This is a genomic window from Nocardioides pyridinolyticus (assembly GCF_054653575.1).
In genome coordinates this window covers 1-14,455 of the sequence record NZ_BAAIFY010000014.1, presented here as the reverse complement: position 1 = coordinate 14,455, position 14,455 = coordinate 1, and the positions used below count along the sequence as shown (strand labels likewise).

Sequence of the window (14,455 nt, the reverse complement as noted above, 5' to 3'; positions counted from 1 at the left end):
ACAGCGCCGACTCGGCGTCAGGCCTCGCGGAAGACGACGACCGTGCGCCGGCCGATGCTCAGCCGGTCGCCGGCCTTGACGTGCGTGCCGACCGGCATCTTGAAGTCGGTGGAGAGCACGACCTCCCCGGTCTGCACCCAGTCGTTCTCCGGGAACAGGATCCGCTGGGGCAGCCAGTCGGAGTTGAACCAGAGCATGAACGACGTGTCGACCTGCTGCTCGCCGCGCGGCCCGGGGGAGCGGAGCGGGGCGCCGGACACGAACATCCCGACCGCCCGCAGGTTCGGGTCGTGCCAGTCGTCGCCGGTCATCTCGCGCCCGGACGGGTGCAGCCAGGCCAGGTCCTTGGGGCCGCCCTGGATCGTGGGCCGCCCCTCGAACCAGTGCCGCTGCCGCAGCGCCGGGTGCTCGCGCCGCAGCCGTAGCGCGGTCTTGGTGATCTCGTAGACGTCGAGCCACGCGTCGTCGGGGCGCCAGTCGATCCAGGAGATCTCGTTGTCCTGCGCGTAGGCGTTGTTGTTGCCGCGCTGGGTCCGGCCCCGCTCGTCGCCGGCGGTGATCATCGGGACGCCGTTGGACAGGCACAGCGTCGCCATCATGTTCGCGGCCTGCCGCCGCCGCACCGCCACCAGCGCGGGGTCGGCGCTCTCGCCCTCGGTGCCGTGGTTCCACGACCGGTTGTTGTCGGTGCCGTCGCGGTTGCCCTCGCCGTTGGCCTCGTTGCGCTTGTGCTCGTAGCTCACCAGGTCGCGCAGCGTGAACCCGTCGTGGGCGGTGACGAAGTTGATCGAGGCGTACGGCGAGCGCCCGTCGTCGAGGTAGAGGTCCGAGGAGCCCGCCAGCCGGGTGGCGACGGTGCGGATGCCGGCGGAGTGGTTGCGCCAGAAGTCGCGGATCTCGTCGCGGTACTGGTCGTTCCACTCCACCCACGGGGGAGGGAACTCGCCGACGCGGTAGCCGTCCATGGAGGCGTCCCACGGCTCGGCGATCAGCTTCACGTGCCGCAGGACCGGGTCCTGGCCGATCGCCATCAGCAGGTGGTTGTCCATGTCGACCCGGTGGTGCACGCGGGTGAGCGCGGACATCAGGTCGAAGCGGAAGCCGTCCACGTGCATCTCGGTGACCCAGTAGCGCAGCGAGTCCAGGATCAGCCGCAGCGCGAACGGGTCGGACGCGTTCACGGTGTTGCCGCACCCGGTGACGTCCCAGTAGGCGTCCTGGAACGGCTCGCCCGGGCCGCTCCCGCCCGTCCGGCAGTAGAACCCGCGGTCGTCGAGCCCCCGGAAGGACAGGGTCGGACCGAGCGGGCCCGCCTCGGCGGTGTGGTTGTAGACCACGTCGAGGATGACCTCGAGCCCCGCCTCGTGGAACGCCTTGACCATCTGCTTGAACTCGGTGACCTGCTGCCCGCGGTCGCCGTGGGCGGCGTACGCGTTGTGCGGGGCGAAGTAGCCGATGGAGTTGTAGCCCCAGTAGTTGGTCAGGCCGCGCTCGACGAGCGCCGGCTCCGACACGAACTGGTGCACGGGGAGCAACTCGACGGCGGTGATGCCGAGGTCCTTGAGGTAGTCGATGACCGCGGGGGTCGCCAGGCCGGCGTACGTCCCGCGCAGCTCCTCGGGCACCCGGTCGTGCAGCGCGGTCATGCCCTTGACGTGCAGCTCGTAGATGACGCTGTCACGCCAGCGGTGGCGCTGCGGCCGGTCGTCGCCCCAGTCGAACCGGTCGTCGACGACCACGCCGAGCGGGACGTACGGCGCGGAGTCGGCCTCGCTCATCCGCTCGGGCTCGCCCAGGACGTAGCCGAAGATCGCGGGGTCGACGGTCAGGTCCCCCGACACGGCCTTCGCGAACGGGTCGAGCAGCAGCTTGTTCTCGTTGAAGCGCAGACCCTGCTCGGGGTCCCAGGGCCCGGTGACCCGGAAGCCGTAGCGCGTGCCGGGCCGCACGTCCGGGATCGCGCCGTGCCAGATGCCCAGCGCCTGCTCGGTCAGCCGGTGCTGGACCTCGTGGCCGGCGTCGTCGAAGAGCGAGACGAAGGCCGCCGTCGCGCGCGGGGCGTGGACCGCGAAGTTCGTGGCCTCCTCGGACCAGGTGGCACCCAGCGGCCAGTTGCGGCCGGGCCACACCGGTGCCCGCACGCCGGGGGCGCGCCACTCTCCTGGGGTCACCCGCGCCATTGTTCCCGATGCCCGGCAGAATGCCCGAGACCCCCCGGAGACCCCCGGACCCGGCAGCGAGAGGCAGGAGACGACATGGGCGAGTTCGTGCGACTGGCGGTGGCCGACGGCGTCGGCACGATCCGGCTGGACCGACCGAAGATGAACGCCCTCAACGTGCAGGTCCAGGAGGAGATCCGCGCGGCCGCCACCGAGGCCACCGAGCGGGACGACGTCAAGGCGGTCGTGATCTACGGCGGCGAGCGGGTCTTCGCGGCCGGCGCCGACATCAAGGAGATGGCCGACATGTCCTACACGGACATGGTGAAGCGCTCGGGCGGACTCCAGTCCTCGTTCACCGCCGTGGCCCGGATCCCCAAGCCGGTCGTCGCCGCGATCACCGGCTACGCCCTCGGCGGCGGCTGCGAGCTCGCACTCTGCGCCGACGTCCGGTTCGCGGCCGAGGACGCGACCCTGGGCCAGCCCGAGGTCCTGCTCGGCATCATCCCCGGCGCGGGCGGCACCCAGCGGCTCACCCGCCTGGTCGGCCCCAGCCGCGCCAAGGACCTGATCCTCACCGGCCGCTTCGTCAAGGCCGACGAGGCGCTCGCGATCGGGCTGGTCGACCGGCTCGTCCCCGCGGACCAGGTGTACGCCGAGGCCGTGGCCTGGGCGCGGCAGTTCGCCGGCGCCGCGTCGTACGCCGTCCGCGCGGCCAAGGAGGCCATCGACCGGGGGAGCGAGGTCGACCTCGAGACCGGCCTGGAGATCGAGCGGCAGCAGTTCGCGGCGCTCTTCGCCACCGAGGACCGCACGACCGGCATGCGGTCCTTCATGGAGAACGGGCCCGGGAAGGCCGAGTTCCGCGGGCGCTGAGGAGGTTTGCCGAGGTGATGGCTGTGCCATCCTTCGCTCGTGGCTGAGCGGAAGACGGGCAGGACGACGACCATGACGACGACCAGGCGGATCCGGACCCACCTGGGCCAGCTGGTCTGGATCGTGGCGGTCGGCTGCGCGCTCGTCCTCGCGGTCGGCGCGCTGCTCATCGCCCTCGACGCCAACCCGGACAACGCGCTGGTGAAGCTGGTCCTCGACGTCGCCGACGCCCTCGATCTCGAGGTCTTCTCGCGGGGCAACGGCATCTTCACCTTCGACGGCGCGGACGCCGCCACCAAGAACGCCCTGGCCAACTGGGGCCTGGCTGCCGTCGCCTACCTGGTGGTCGGCAGGATCCTCGAGCGGGTCGTCCGACCCTGACAGTGGCGCTGTGACGCAGGCGACCCTCATCCGTGTTTCGACGCGAGTGACCGGGCGGTAGCCTCACGGGCAACCGAGTGCACAGGAGGGGCCACCCCGGCCACACCACCATGAACATTGTCGTCTGTGTGAAGTACGTCCCCGACGCCACCGCCGACCGGCGGTTCGAGTCGGACAACACCGTGGACCGCGTGGGCGTCGACGGGCTCCTCTCCGAGCTCGACGAGTACGCCGTCGAGCAGGCCCTCCAGCTCAAGGAGAAGGCCGGCGACGACACCGAGGTCACCGCGGTGTGCATCGGCCCGGAGAAGGCCGTCGACGCCGTCCGCAAGGCACTCCAGATGGGCGCCGACAAGGGTGTCCACGTGATCGATGACGCGATCGCCGGCTCGGACTACGCGGCCACGTCGCTGGTCCTGGCCAAGGCCGTGGAGAAGCTCAGCAATGACGGGGGCTCGCCCGACATCGTCATGTGCGGCATGGCCTCGACCGACGCCTCCGGCGGCGTCGTGCCGGCGATGCTCGCCGAGCGTCTCGGTCTCCCGCAGGTGACGCTGGCCGCGGTGGTGGAGACCCAGGGCGACCAGGTCCGGATCAAGCGCGACGACGACACGGCCACCGAGGTCATCGGCGCCACGCTGCCGATCCTCCTCTCGGTCACCGACCAGTCCGGTGAGGCCCGCTACCCGTCGTTCAAGGGCATCATGGCCGCCAAGAAGAAGCCGCTGGAGACGTGGTCGCTGAGCGACATCGGCGTCGACGCGAGCGAGGTCGGCCTGGACGCGGCGTGGACCGCCGTCGAGGACACCACCGCCCGCCCGCCGCGCACCGCTGGCGAGATCGTCAAGGACGAGGACGGTTCGGGCGCCTCGGCGCTCGCCGAGTTCCTTGCCGCCAAGAAGTTCATCTGAGGAGCAGCGTCCGTCATGTCTGAAGTTCTCGTTCTGATCGACCATGTCCGGGGCGCGGTCCGCAAGCCGACCTACGAGCTCCTCACGATCGCCAAGCGCCTGGGCGAGCCGTCCGCGGTCTACATCGGCCCGGCCGACCAGGCGGCCGAGGTCACCGACAAGGTGAAGAAGTACGGCGCCGAGAAGGTCTACGTCGTCGACGACAGTCAGATCAGCGGCTACCTCGTGGTCCCCAAGGCAGAGGCGCTCCAGCAGCTCGCCGAGAAGGCGTCCCCAGCCGCCATCCTCATTCCGTCCACCGCGGAGGGCAAGGAGATCGGCGCCCGCCTGTCGATCAAGCTGGAGTCCGGCCTGATCACCGACGCCGTCGACGTGCAGCCCGGCGACGGTGGGGCCCCGGTCGTCACGCAGAGCGTGTTCGCCGGCAACTACACGCTCACCGGCAAGGTCACCAAGGGCACCCCGATCATCACGGTGAAGCCGAACGCCGCCGCGCCGGAGGAGTCCGAGGGCGCCGCCGCCGTCGAGGAGGTCTCCCCGGAGATCTCCGACGCCGCGAAGACCGCGCAGATCGTGGCCTCGCAGCCGCGGAAGGCGTCCGGTCGGCCCGAGCTCACCGAGGCCGCGATCGTGGTCTCGGGTGGCCGTGGCACCGGCGGCAACTTCGAGCCCGTCGAGGGTCTCGCCGACGCGCTCGGCGCGGCGGTCGGCGCCTCGCGTGCCGCGGTCGACTCGGGCTGGATGCCGCACACCTTCCAGGTCGGCCAGACCGGCAAGACCGTGTCGCCGCAGCTCTACGTCGCCAACGGCATCTCGGGTGCGATCCAGCACCGCGCCGGCATGCAGACCTCGAAGACGATCGTGGCCGTCAACAAGGACGAGGAGGCCCCGATCTTCGAGCTCGTCGACTTCGGTGTGGTGGGGGACCTGCACACGGTCCTCCCGGCCCTCACCGAGGAAGTCACCAAGCGCAAGGGCTGATCCCCTGGACGACCCACTGGGGTTCGCGTCGCTCCAGCCACTCGAGGGCGGCTGGTCCGGAGAGACGTTCCTCGCCGAGGCCGGCGGAGACCGCACTGTCGTGCGGATCTTCGCCGGCCTTCGGCATCCCTCGGAGGCGGCCGAGATCCAGGCCGCGCTGCTGCGGCTGGTGCGCGGGCTGCTGCCGGTGCCGGCGGTCCTCGAGCAGGGGCCCGGCCTCCTCGTCACGGAGTTCCTGCCCGGCGTACGCGGGGACCTGCTGCTGCCCACGCTCTCCGCCGCCGACCTGCGCCGGGTGGGGGAGTCCTTCGGTCGCGTCGCCGCCGCGCTGGGCGGGATGCCCTTGCTCCGCCGCGGCGTCTTCGCCGACGGCGACCTGCGGATCGAGCGGTACGACGTCGAGCTGCCCGACACCCTCGGCGAGCTCGGGCAGCGTGCGGAGGCGCTCCTCGACGAGGAGACCCGCACCTGCCTGGTGCACAGCGACCTCAACCCCAAGAACCTGCTCCTCGACCCCGAGACCCTCGAGGTCACGGGGGTGCTGGACTGGGAGTTCGCCCACGCCGGCCACCCGTTCACCGACCTGGGCAACCTGCTCCGCTTCGACCGCGAGCCGGCCTACGTCGAGGGCGTGCTGTCGGCGTACCCCGACCCCGACCGCGCGCTCGACCTCGCCCGCGCCGCCGACCTCCACGCGCTCGTCGAGCTCGCGGCCCGCGCCGGCGAGAACCCGGTGGCCGACCGTGCCGCCGCCCGCCTCGACGCGATCGTCCGCGCCCAGGACTGGCACGCCACCTGACCCCTCGTCGAGTTGGGCATGAGTCGCCGTTCAATGGGCCCTTGCTCCCGCCCGCCCGGGATCAGGGCCCAACTCGACGGCGAGCGAGGCCCAACTCGACGGCGGCGCAGGACATCAGCCGGTGCCGCCGTACGGCTCCTCCTCGATGATCCCGACCTGCTTCACGGTCACCTTGCGGTGGTCGGGCCTGCCGCTGAGCCTGATCTGGCGCAGCGACAGGTTGTTGTCGGTCGCCTGCTCGTGCAGCCGGCCGTCGGGGTTGGCGAGCACCGAGACGTAGTAGGTGCCGTTGGGTAGGCCCGCGATCCGGAACGACTGGCCGGCCCGGTACTGGGTGTAGGTGTCGCCCCACCCGGCGGCCAGCACCTCGCGGATCGAGAGCGAGGAGATGTCGCCGCAGGAGGTGGCGAGGTCGGTGTTCTGGGGCTTCCACTCCGCGTCCGGCACGGTCAGGTCGACCGCGTCGGTGTTGGCCAGGCAGAAGGCCTCCTTCTTCGACCGGACCGCCTCGTTGAGCTCGGAGTCGAGCAGCGAGTAGCGGGCGAAGTCCTCGAAGTGCCAGTGCTGGTGCGAGGCCTTGGGGTCGAAGTGCAGCGCGCCGACCGGCTCGTAGCCGATCTGGTTGCCCTCGGCGTCGAAGTAGTACTGGTAGGCGTCCATGACGTCCTCGTCGTCGCGGCGGAACCCGTCCACGACCAGCGGGCTGTCGCCGGCGTTCCACACGGTGGCGGAGAAGCGGAGGTACTTGGAGTTCTTCGACAGCGAGATGCCCCAGGCGGGCAGCGACCGCAGGTCCGGCATCGGGCCGTCCTCGGCGGCGCGGCCGGGCGCGCCGGCCGGCGAGTGGCGGGCCGGCCGGGCCGTGAGAGCGCGGTGCGGGTGCGAGTCGGCGGGCTCGCTCGTGCGCTCGTCGACGACGTTCAGCGTGAGCGTGCGGGACGCCTCCTCCGGGGTGAGGCCGAACAGCTCGGCGTACCTCGGAGCGACCGTGACGGTGACGGTGTACTGGCCGGCGCCGATCCGCAGCGGACGGCTCTGGCTCAGCAGCGGCGTGGCCCAGCCCTCCTGGACGCCCTGCACGGAGCCGAGCGTGTATGCGTTGTACCAGCAGCCGACGGGGTACGGCGAGCGCGCCGGCGCGTCCGGCCGCACCCGCTCGGAGTAGCCGTTGAGGCAGGCCTTGCGGGTCACCGTGAGGTTCTCCTCGCCCCTCTTCTTCGGGTCGACCGTGATCGACAGGAACTTCTTGAGGCCGGAGAAGTCGCTCATCGAGCCGGCCGGCAGGGCGACGGTGGTGTCGCCGCTGACGAAGCTGGTCTCGATGAGGTCGTCGTAGGACGCGCGGTGCGACCAGAGCTCGAACGGCCCGCCCTCGGCGACCGCGCGCAGGCCCAGGTCGGTCCAGGTCCGGTGGCGGTAGGTGTAGGCGGTCACCACCTGAGGCGCCCAGAGCGTCAGCCGCGGCGTCGTGGGCCCGGGTTCGTCGGCGGCGGTGGCCGTGCCGACGGACGCGAGGAGGGGTGCGACCAGCGCGAGGGCGGCCGAGAGGAGCAGTGAACGACGCAACGGAGGACCTTTCGCAGGAAAGCCTGACCACCGTACGACGCACCGGAGCCCCGGATGGTTGCCGCGCCCTACGCTGTCTCCATGAGCAGCAGCGTCACCGCGATCGCCGAGCGCGCCCGGGAGGCCAGCCACGGGCTCGCGCTGGCGACCCGCGAGGAGAAGGACCTGGCGCTCGAGCAGATGGCCGACGCGCTCCTGGCCCACGAGGACGCGATCCTCGCAGCCAACGCCGAGGACGTCGCGCGCGCGGAGGAGGGCGGTACGCCGCCGAACATCGTCGACCGGCTGCGGCTCACGCCGGACCGGCTGGCCGGCATGGCCCGCGGCCTGCGCGAGGTCGCCGCGCTCCCGGACCCGGTGGGCGAGGTGGTGCGCGGGTCGACGCTGGCCAACGGGCTCGAGCTGCGCCAGGTGCGGGTGCCGTTCGGCGTGGTCGGGATGATCTACGAGGCCCGCCCCAACGTGACCGCCGACGCCGCCGGCATCTGCCTGAAGTCCGGCAACGCCGTGCTGCTCCGGGGCAGCTCGAGCGCGAGCGCCAGCAACGCCGCGATCGTCGAGGTCCTGCGCGAGGCCGTGGCCGGCTCCGGGCTCGACCGGGACGTGATCCAGCTCGTCCCGGCCGACAGCCGCGACACGGTCAAGGAGCTGATGCGCGCCCGTGGCCTCGTCGACGTGCTCATCCCACGCGGGGGAGCGGGCCTGATCCGCTCGGTCGTCGAGGAGTCGACGGTGCCGGTGATCGAGACCGGTGTCGGCAACTGCCACGTCTACGTCGACCGCGCCGCCCAGCTCGACCGCGCGCTGGAGATCGTGCTCAACGCCAAGACCCACCGCACCAGCGTCTGCAACGCCGCCGAGTCGCTGCTGGTGCACGCCGACGTGGCCGACGCGTTCCTGCCGCGGGTGGTCGCCGCCCTCCAGGAGGCGGGTGTGACCATCCACGGCGACGGGTCCTTCCAGGCCTACGACGGCGTGGTGCCGGCCACCGACGAGGACCACGCCGCGGAGTACCTCTCCCTCGACATCTCGGCGGCCGTCGTCCCGAGCATCGAGGCCGCGGTCCGGCACATCCGCCGGTTCTCCAGCCAGCACACCGAGGCGATCGTCACCGAGGACCTCGGTGCGGCCCGCTACTTCACCCGCGCCGTCGACTCCGCCGCCGTGCTCGTGAACGCGTCGACCCGCTTCACCGACGGGGGTGAGTTCGGCTTCGGCGCCGAGATCGGCATCAGCACGCAGAAGCTGCACGCGCGCGGCCCGATGGGCCTCCCGGAGATGACGTCGACCAAGTACGTCGTGACCGGCGACGGCCACGTGCGCTGAGACCGACCGGGACCGATAGGGTGGGTGCATGCAGATCCCGTACGCCGTCGTCCGTGCCGCCGAGGAGCACCACGCCGTCAACGAGAACGTGCCGAACCACTGGCTCATCGGCGCCATCACGCTGGCGATCCTGCTGGCCCTGATCTTCGGGCTGATGATGTTCGGCGCGGGGCGCGAGCACAGCTGACCGGCCCGTGACCAGCCGGATCGGTGTCATGGGTGGCACCTTCGACCCGATCCACCACGGGCACCTCGTGGCGGCGTCGGAGGTGCAGGCGTGGTTCGACCTCGACGAGGTCGTCTTCGTCCCCACCGGTGACCCCTGGCAGAAGTCGGACCGGGTCGTCACCGCGGCCGAGCACCGCTACCTGATGACGGTCATCGCGACCGCGTCGAACCCCCGCTTCAGGGTCTCGCGCGTCGACGTCGACCGCTCCGGACCGACGTACACCATCGACACGCTGCGCGACCTGCGCGCGCAGCACCCCGACGCCGAGCTCTACTTCATCACCGGTGCCGACGCGCTCGCCGAGATCTTCAGCTGGCGCGACGCCAGCGAGCTGTTCGAGCTCGCCCAGTTCGTCGGCTGCACCCGCCCCGGCTACGCCATGGACGAGGCGACGATCGCGGCGATCCCGGCCGCCCGTGTGACGATGGTGGAGATCCCGGCGCTCGCGATCTCGTCGACGGACTGCCGGGAGCGCACCCGCCGCGGCGAACCGGTCTGGTACCTCGTGCCGGACGGCGTCGTGCAGTACATCGCCAAGCACCACCTGTATCCCGAGGATTCGTCTTGACCGCCACCGACCACGCCCTCGAGCTCGTCCACGCCGCCGCCCGCGCGGCGTCGGAGAAGCTCGCCTCCAACATCATCGCCTTCGACGTCAGCGAGCAGCTCGCGATCAGTGACGCCTTCGTGCTGGCCTCCGCCAGCAACGACCGCCAGGTCAAGGCGATCGTCGACGAGATCGAGGACAAGCTCCGCGAGATCGGCGCCAAGCCGCTGCGCCGCGAGGGCGAGCGCGACGGCCGCTGGGTGCTCATCGACTATGGCGTCATCGTCGTGCACGTGCAGCACGAGGAGGAGCGCCAGTTCTACGCGCTCGAGCGGCTCTGGCGCGACTGCCCGGCCATCGAGCTGCCGGCGGACGTCGTGTCGCATGAGCGCTGAGCCTCGGCGCCTCGTCCTGCTCCGGCACGGCCAGACGGCCTGGAACGCCGAGCAGCGCATCCAGGGCCAGCTCGACGCCGATCTCGACGACACCGGCCACCGCCAGGCCGCCGCGGTCGCGCCCGCCGTCGCCGCGCTGAGGCCGGCCGCGCTGTGGTCCAGCGACTCCGCTCGCGCCCGGCAGACGGCGGCGTACCTGGCCAAGGAGACCGGGCTGGAGCCGACGTACGATGCCCGGCTGCGTGAGTACTTCCTCGCCGACTGGCAGGGCCTCACCCACGGCGACCTCGACGACCGGCCCGGCTTCGAGGAGTTCCGCCGCGGCAACTTCGACGTCGTGCCCGGTGGGGAGGACGCCGCCGAGGTGGCCGCCCGCATGGTCGCGGCCGTGTCCGAGCTGCTCGAGACGATCGGCCCCGGCGAGCTCGCCGTGGCCGTCTCGCACGGCGCCGCGATCCGCGACGCCGTCCCGGTCCTGCTCGGCTGGCCGGTCACCGAGCGGGCCGCGCTGCACGGCCCGGACAACTGCGCATGGGTCGAGCTGGACGGTCTCGGCGACGGCCCGATGCGGCTGCGCGCCTACAACCGGGTCGCGCCGGACTGATCCGACCCCCGATTTCGCATCGCGTCGGGTCGTTGGCTAGTATTCCGCGAGTTGTCACCCCACAAGGGAAGCAACAGGTTCGGGGCTGTGGCGCAGCTGGTAGCGCATCTGCATGGCATGCAGAGGGTCAGGGGTTCGAGTCCCCTCAGCTCCACCAGAAGTGGCAAGTTAGAACCACCAACACGTGAAAGAACCCGATGGCCCAGGCCGTCGGGTTCTTTCACGTTCTGGGCGGCATCGGTCGGCTGGGCCGGAGCGTTACGCGCTGGGAGGACCTCTGCGGTCTGGACCGCCTCAAAGAAGGGTGTTCGCCGTACTGATTCGACAGTCGGCTCCCCGTGCTCGTCCTCGGTGATGTAGATCGCTTCGAACCAGGTCTGATTCCACTCGCGTCGCATCTTGTCGTCGCCCCGCGCGTAGGCCTCGCCGCAGAGGCTCAGCAGCCTCGTCGCAACATTGATGGCACGCGAGCGACTCTCGTCGTCGACGACGAGCTTCGCGCGCTCGAGCTGAGCGTCGGCTAGGTGGACGGCGAGTTCGCGCTGCTTCTCCCGAGCCAGATCATCTGGGATGACGTCGAGCATGGCCTTCTCAGCCTACTTGGCACGCTCTCGCTCGATGCTGGCGATGCGACGCTGGATCTGTGCGACCTTGCGCCGTGCGACGGCTTGGTGCTCTCGGAGGTCTTCCTGCAGTCCCTCCCGCACCTCTGCCATGACCGCTTCGCTCAGCTGCTCGTGACGCCAGTGTCGAATGACCGCGTCCTCGATGAGTTCGTCAGCCAGATACGGCAGTTGACAGCCGCTGCTCTGGTTGTGGCGCCCACTACAGAAGAAGTAGCCGTACTCTCCGTTCCGGCCCCGCGAGACTGAGTAGAGCAGCTTCGCTTTGCAGTGTCCGCAGAACAGCGACCCCGCCAGATACGACCGGTGACGGCGGGAGCGCTCACCTGCAGTCCGGTGGGCTTCGATAACCAGCTGGACCTGCTCGAACAGGCCACGCGATACGAGCGGCGTGTGCTTTCCGTCGAACTCTAGACCCTTGTACGTCACGACGCCGACGTAATACGGCTCTTCGCACTTCAGGTGGGGATGGCTTGGTCGAGTCCTCCGCCGATGAGGAGCATGCGTAGGCGGTAGTTGTCTCGGTTGCGGAAGCCGCGGGCGATGCGTCGGTGGAGCTCGATGAGGCCGTTGATCGCTTCGGTGCCGCCGTTCGAGGCGCGGTTGGTGGTGAAGTAGGCGAGGAACGCGGCCCGCCACTGGCGCAGGGTCCTGCCCAGCCGGCGGATCTCGGGGATGGGGCAGGTCGCGAACGTGGCGAGGACCTTCTCGGCGATCTGCCGCCCTTCGGCCAGCGACTCGGCCTTGTAGGCGGCCCGCAGTTGTTGAGCGCACTGCCAGGCCACGTAGACCTCGTCGTGACGCTCATCGGCAAGGATCGCCTTGTCCAGGCGGGCCTTCTGCTTTTCGGTGAGCCGCTCGGCCCCGCAGCGCAGGATCAGCCGGATCCCGTACAGCGGGTCGCCCTTGCGGCCGCGGTGGCCGTGGATGGTCTGCTGTACCCGGCGGCGGACCTGGTCGACGGCGTCGGTTCCGAGCTTGGTGACGTGGAAGGCGTCGAGCACTGCGACGGCGTCTTCGAGCTGGTCGTCGATGGCGTTCTTGTAGCCGTGGAACGGGTCCAAGGTGGCGACCGCGATCTGGGCTCGGAACTCCTCGTTGCGGGCCTTGAGCCACTCGGCGTAGGCGGCGCCGGTGCGACCTGGGACGAGATCGAGCAGCCGCGCCCGGACTCGCATCTTGCCCTTGTCGTCGCGGTGACGGGTCAGGTCGACCATCCCGGTCAGCTCCTTCGGTCCCCGGCCGCCGTCCCCGACGGGCTGGGTGGACACGTGGTGCCAGACGTGCTCATCGACCCCCAAAGTCTGGACTCCCTCGAAGCGGGACTCATCAGCTGCGAGGGTCTCCAGGATCGGCTTGATCGAGTGCCATACCGTGCGCCAGGCGGTGCCGAGGTGGCGAGCCAGGCCGGCGACCGAGGCGTGCTCGCGGCGTAGTTGCCCGATCGCCCACCAGCACGCCCGGGTGGTCAGCAGTGCCCGCGGTGCGGCGATGTTCTCGTCCTGCTCGGTGAACGTCCCGGCCGGGCAGGCGGGCTCCTCGCACCGCCACGTCCGCTTGCGCCACACCAGTTCAACCGGCCGGCCGAAGCAGGGCACGTCGACCAGCCGCACGTCACGGCGGCCATGAGAGTTGGCGACCACGCCGCAGGCGCGACACGCCTCGACCCGTGGCTCTGACTCGACCACCACCCGCAGGAACGGGCCACGCTTGCCGTCGTGCCCGGTCACGTCGAGGACATCGATCACGTGGACGCCGTCGAGACCGACGAGCAGATCACATCGGGAGCAGTAGCAAGAATCAGAGCGCGCACGAGAACACGCCGTAGGCTGCGACACCGTCGAGGCCTTCCGGTCGGGATGCTTGGTCGCTCCAGATCTTGGAAGGCCTCGACCCCGCTACCCGCTCAGCTCACCACCGCGAGTCGCTCACACCGCCCCCACCGCAGGTGCGAAGAGCCCGTAATACTCCCTTCTCTGCTTGTTCGGCGAATCCGCCATTATCGTAAATTCGTCAGGTTCGGCGATCCTGTCTGGCGCGAATTCGCCGCCTATGTTGGAGCAGCTGATGGCTCTCGCGACTATGGCGGATCCCTGGTCGATTGAGTTGGGGCTACGGATCGCCGAGCCATTCGAACGCAGAGGGGGTAGGCATCACTTCGTGATGACTACGGCGAGTGTCGGCAGCATCGACTACGCCGGTGTGCAGCTATGGGCATTGATATGAACCGCTACAACCGCTCGTACTACGGCAACCGCGGCGACAAGTACTACAATGAGACCTGGTTCGACGTGAATCCCGAAGGGGCGGAGTACGACACTGTGCGCGGCAACCGTGAAGGTCCGAAGTGGAAGAATCCGGACGGCGGAGGCGAACCACGCTGGCTGTGAAGACGCCCGACGACCTCGCGTCGCTGCTGGGTGGCGTCGCGCCGAGCACGAGTGTGCGGGGCGTGTGCAGGCAGCGCCGCGAGGCCGGGCGGCCGCAAGTCGTCCAGGCGATCTGGGTGCAGGGGGAATTACTTCGCGTCGAAGAGCCTCCCGGAACGATCGACACGATCGTGGGTGAGCACGTCGTGTGGCATCGCGACCCTTCGACCGGTCAGCTCACCGCTAGGGATCGCGAAGCAGACGTGGCGAACCCCTTCACAAGCCCCCGGATACTGGAGCGCCGGCCAGTGGCATTCTGGCGGGAACTCATCGGAAGCGATCCTGGCGTCATCATGTCCGGCGTTGCTGAGCGCGTCCTGCACGACCGCCCAGCTCTCTCGGTCACCTTGCCGGGCAAGGCTGGGTCATTGGGACTGACCGTGGACGCACAGACTGGCGTCTGGCTCGAAGCGCTCTTGGATGGGACCCTATGGCTGGACTGGGAGTGGGTCGTCTTCGGTGAAGCCATCGACCTGTCTCTCTTTAGCCTCGATCCACCGATGAGCTCGGGGTTGTGAGCGCGGCGTGAAGTGAGAATGCCCTTACGTGCTGGTGGAATCGGTCTTCTCTAGGGAACGATTTCCACCACCACGAAGGGCATCTCGTAGATGCAACCTTGCCACACGCCC

The 14,455-nt window shown here is 69.9% G+C and carries 16 protein-coding genes and 1 tRNA gene; 13 read left to right on the top strand and 4 right to left on the bottom strand.

Going from position 1 to position 14,455, the window contains the following annotated elements; all coding sequences use genetic code 11:
* Positions 1-17 precede the first annotated feature (17 nt).
* Positions 18-2,180, bottom strand: coding sequence for a glycogen debranching protein GlgX (glgX, locus tag ACYQ0U_RS13355; protein WP_459973634.1), 2,163 nt, complete (start codon positions 2,178-2,180; stop codon positions 18-20).
* Positions 2,181-2,255: 75 nt separating this feature from the next.
* On the opposite strand from glgX, the gene ACYQ0U_RS13350 reads away from it, so the two are divergent.
* From ACYQ0U_RS13350 to ACYQ0U_RS13330, 5 genes are all read left to right on the top strand, one after another.
* Complete coding sequence (locus tag ACYQ0U_RS13350; RefSeq protein ID WP_459973631.1) at positions 2,256-3,035, top strand: enoyl-CoA hydratase/isomerase family protein; 780 nt, start codon at positions 2,256-2,258, stop codon at positions 3,033-3,035.
* Between the two features lie 72 nt (positions 3,036-3,107).
* Positions 3,108-3,416 (top strand): hypothetical protein, encoded by a 309-nt coding sequence (locus ACYQ0U_RS13345; RefSeq protein ID WP_459973629.1) that lies wholly within the window; start codon positions 3,108-3,110, stop codon positions 3,414-3,416.
* Positions 3,417-3,544: 128 nt separating this feature from the next.
* Positions 3,545-4,327, top strand: coding sequence for an electron transfer flavoprotein subunit beta/FixA family protein (locus ACYQ0U_RS13340; RefSeq protein ID WP_459973627.1), 783 nt, complete (start codon positions 3,545-3,547; stop codon positions 4,325-4,327).
* Positions 4,328-4,342: 15 nt separating this feature from the next.
* The gene (locus ACYQ0U_RS13335) at positions 4,343-5,308 is read left to right on the top strand and encodes an electron transfer flavoprotein subunit alpha/FixB family protein (RefSeq protein WP_459973625.1); all 966 of its coding nucleotides are present in this window, start codon (positions 4,343-4,345) and stop codon (positions 5,306-5,308) included.
* A gap of 4 nt (positions 5,309-5,312) precedes the next feature.
* Complete coding sequence (locus ACYQ0U_RS13330) at positions 5,313-6,107, top strand: phosphotransferase family protein (protein WP_459973802.1); 795 nt, start codon at positions 5,313-5,315, stop codon at positions 6,105-6,107.
* 114 nt (positions 6,108-6,221) lie between these two features.
* Here the strand turns inward: ACYQ0U_RS13330 and ACYQ0U_RS13325 are convergent, their stop codons facing one another.
* On the bottom strand, positions 6,222-7,673 hold the full coding sequence (locus tag ACYQ0U_RS13325; RefSeq protein WP_459973624.1) for a lysyl oxidase family protein: 1,452 nt from the start codon (positions 7,671-7,673) through the stop codon (positions 6,222-6,224).
* Positions 7,674-7,754: 81 nt separating this feature from the next.
* Here ACYQ0U_RS13325 and ACYQ0U_RS13320 point away from each other — a divergent pair, with 81 nt between their 5' ends.
* The 6 genes from ACYQ0U_RS13320 (at position 7,755) to ACYQ0U_RS13295 (ending at position 10,931) form a co-directional block, all read left to right on the top strand.
* Positions 7,755-8,999: a glutamate-5-semialdehyde dehydrogenase gene (locus ACYQ0U_RS13320; RefSeq protein WP_459973622.1), complete on the top strand. Its 1,245-nt coding sequence runs from the start codon at positions 7,755-7,757 to the stop codon at positions 8,997-8,999.
* A gap of 28 nt (positions 9,000-9,027) precedes the next feature.
* Positions 9,028-9,186 carry a hypothetical protein gene (locus ACYQ0U_RS13315; protein ID WP_459973620.1) on the top strand — a complete coding sequence of 53 codons (159 nt, stop codon included), beginning with the start codon at positions 9,028-9,030 and terminating at the stop codon, positions 9,184-9,186.
* Positions 9,187-9,193: 7 nt separating this feature from the next.
* Positions 9,194-9,796 (top strand): nicotinate-nucleotide adenylyltransferase, encoded by a 603-nt coding sequence (gene nadD, locus ACYQ0U_RS13310; protein ID WP_459973616.1) that lies wholly within the window; start codon positions 9,194-9,196, stop codon positions 9,794-9,796.
* Positions 9,793-10,170 carry a ribosome silencing factor gene (gene rsfS / locus ACYQ0U_RS13305; RefSeq protein ID WP_459973614.1) on the top strand — a complete coding sequence of 126 codons (378 nt, stop codon included), beginning with the start codon at positions 9,793-9,795 and terminating at the stop codon, positions 10,168-10,170. Before nadD ends, rsfS begins: the two co-directional genes overlap by 4 nt.
* On the top strand, positions 10,160-10,774 hold the full coding sequence (locus tag ACYQ0U_RS13300; protein WP_459973612.1) for a histidine phosphatase family protein: 615 nt from the start codon (positions 10,160-10,162) through the stop codon (positions 10,772-10,774). Before rsfS ends, ACYQ0U_RS13300 begins: the two co-directional genes overlap by 11 nt.
* A gap of 81 nt (positions 10,775-10,855) precedes the next feature.
* Positions 10,856-10,931 (top strand) — tRNA-Ala (locus ACYQ0U_RS13295).
* Between the two features lie 439 nt (positions 10,932-11,370).
* On the opposite strand, the gene ACYQ0U_RS13290 is transcribed toward ACYQ0U_RS13295, so the two are convergent.
* Entirely contained in the window at positions 11,371-11,826 is a 456-nt protein-coding gene (locus ACYQ0U_RS13290) for a recombinase zinc ribbon domain-containing protein (protein WP_459973610.1), read from the bottom strand.
* A 29-nt stretch (positions 11,827-11,855) separates the two neighbouring features.
* Positions 11,856-13,145: an ISL3 family transposase gene (locus tag ACYQ0U_RS13285; protein ID WP_459973608.1), complete on the bottom strand. Its 1,290-nt coding sequence runs from the start codon at positions 13,143-13,145 to the stop codon at positions 11,856-11,858.
* A gap of 474 nt (positions 13,146-13,619) precedes the next feature.
* On the opposite strand from ACYQ0U_RS13285, the gene ACYQ0U_RS13280 reads away from it, so the two are divergent.
* Positions 13,620-13,787 carry a hypothetical protein gene (locus ACYQ0U_RS13280; protein ID WP_459973606.1) on the top strand — a complete coding sequence of 56 codons (168 nt, stop codon included), beginning with the start codon at positions 13,620-13,622 and terminating at the stop codon, positions 13,785-13,787.
* A complete protein-coding gene (locus ACYQ0U_RS13275; protein WP_459973604.1) occupies positions 13,784-14,344 on the top strand; it encodes a hypothetical protein in 561 nt (186 codons plus the stop codon). The genes ACYQ0U_RS13280 and ACYQ0U_RS13275 overlap by 4 nt, the downstream gene beginning before the upstream one ends.
* The last annotated feature ends 111 nt before the right edge of the window (positions 14,345-14,455 follow it).